This is a genomic window from Streptomyces sp. SID14478, from assembly GCF_010548525.1.
In the GTDB taxonomy this organism is placed as follows: Bacteria; Actinomycetota; Actinomycetes; order Streptomycetales; family Streptomycetaceae; genus Streptomyces.
Window position 1 is genome coordinate 1 of sequence record NZ_JAAGMG010000122.1, and the last position, 2,044, is coordinate 2,044.

Below are 2,044 nucleotides of genomic sequence, written 5' to 3' on the forward strand. Positions count from 1 at the left end.
CGCCCTCTTCCCCACGCGTCCCGTCCTGCTCCGTGCGCTCACTGCCCTCAGTCCCCTCATGGCGCGCGAAACTAGCACTCCACAGGAAACCGGTGACAGAGGTCACTCGTTTTTCCCTCGGCTTTCGTGCACGGATTTCGCCGTTCCGTCGTCTATTCAAGTGAGGCCGTCCGACCGCCCGTCGTCGTCCGTCCAGTCGTCACAAGGGAGCAGGCGTTGTCCATCGTCATCGAGCAAGCCGTAGAGGCCCGTCTCGTCGCCGCCGCGCCGCGCATGGCGAGCATCCCCGCGACCCTGAGCTACGACGTGCGGGACCCCTTCGCCGTACGCATGTCCTTCCCCGCTCCGGCCACTCTGGAAGGCGTCGATGTCTGCTGGACGTTCGCCCGCGAGCTGCTGGCCTGCGGCGTGACGGAGCCCGCAGGCGCCGGTGACGTACGCGTGCGCCCCTACGGCTACGACCGGACCGTCATGGAGTTCCACGCCTCGGAGGGCACCGCCATCGTGCACGTCCGCACGGGCGAGCTGGAGAACTTCCTCGCGGACTCGACGCAACTGGTCCCGGTCGGCGAGGAGCATCTGCACGTGGACGTGGACGGGGACCTGGCGGAGCTGATGCGGGATGCGTTCTGAGGCCTCAGGCCGTCCGGGGCGGATCGTGGTGACCTGGTTCTTGAGGTCCAGGGGCGGGGCGAGCGTCTTCGTGGTGCGGGCGAGCGAGCGCGACGGCACAGCACCGGTGGCCGGTACGGCCACGTAGGCGCAGGCGTGCTCCCTCCCCCGGTCAGCGTGGCGCAGAACGCTGCGCGGGCCCACCGCATTGATCCATCCGCACACGCTGACAGCGATGTCGGCGCATGCCAGGATGCGAGGGACAGGCGTTCGGGGGACGTGTTCCGCAGGGGGAGACATGGTGCGCGGGGGGCTCGACGGGCAGGGCGGGCGGCAGGGGGTGTCCGGGGCGGGGATCGCCGTCGCGGTCGTCGTGATGCTGGCGGTCACCGCCCTCGTGCTGCGCCCCGACCACGGCCTGCTGCACTCCGGAAAGGGGCCGCTCGGCCGGTTCGGCGTCGTCGCGATCGCGCTCTGCCTCGCGTGGGCCGTGGGCCTGATGCGCGCCGCACAACATCTGCGCGCGCGGATCACCGCGGAACGGACCGCTCTGGGACCGGTCGAGGAACGGCTGCGGCAGGCCGTCTTCGCCCTGCTCCTGGTGGGTCCGGCCGCGCTCGGCGTACTGGCCCTGGTGCTGCACCGCTTCACCCACCGCAAGACGTCCGCCACCGTGCCGCCCGCGACGCCGAGTGAGCAGCCGACGCAGCTCCCGCCGCTGCCTCCGCCCGCCGACCACGACGCGCAACACGGCAGCTCGGCGCTGCCGCTCTACCTGCTGCTGGGCCTGGTCCTCGCCTGCGCGCTGGGGTGGGCCGTCTTCGTCCTCGTACGCCGCTTGCGGCTGCGCGGTCTCACGGTGCCGTCCCTCGGCCCGGCCCCGCCGGGTACCGACGCCGACGACCGTGAACTGCTCTTGTCCGCCGTGGAGTCGGGGCGACGGGCGCTGGACGACGGCGGTGACGCCCGGGCCGCCGTGATCGCCTGCTACGCCGCCATGGAGGAGGCCCTCGCGGTCTCCGGTGTGGACCGGCGCGCCTCCGACAGCCCCGCCGACCTGCTCCTGCGCGCGGCCCGCGCGGGTCTCGCCGACGGACCGGCCGCACCCCGCCTCACCGCCCTGTTCCGCGAGGCCCGTTACTCCTCGCACCCCATGGACGACACCCAGCGCGCTGCCGCCGCCACCGCCCTGGAGGAGATCGCGACCCGGCTCCAGGAACGGGAGGGCGTGCGGTGACCGCGCCCGGCCGAAAAGACCTGACGCTACGTCAACTCATGCTGCTGCTCTGTGCCGTGGCCGTCTCCGCGACCGTGCTCGTCCTCCTCGTCGACGGCCCGGTCGCCGCGGGGGCCGTGGTCGCCGTGCTCGTGGTGGCCGCGCTCGGCGCGGCACGGTACGCCGCCGGGGCGGTCGCCTTCGACTACGGGCGGC

General features: G+C 72.8%; 2 protein-coding genes. Both read left to right on the plus strand.

Annotated features, from left to right (window positions below; translation table 11 throughout):
* Positions 1-216 precede the first annotated feature (216 nt).
* A complete protein-coding gene (locus tag G3I40_RS04920; RefSeq protein ID WP_164300920.1) occupies positions 217-633 on the plus strand; it encodes an SsgA family sporulation/cell division regulator in 417 nt (138 codons plus the stop codon).
* A gap of 277 nt (positions 634-910) precedes the next feature.
* The gene (locus G3I40_RS04925) at positions 911-1,849 is read left to right on the plus strand and encodes a DUF4129 domain-containing protein (protein WP_164300921.1); all 939 of its coding nucleotides are present in this window, start codon (positions 911-913) and stop codon (positions 1,847-1,849) included.
* The last annotated feature ends 195 nt before the right edge of the window (positions 1,850-2,044 follow it).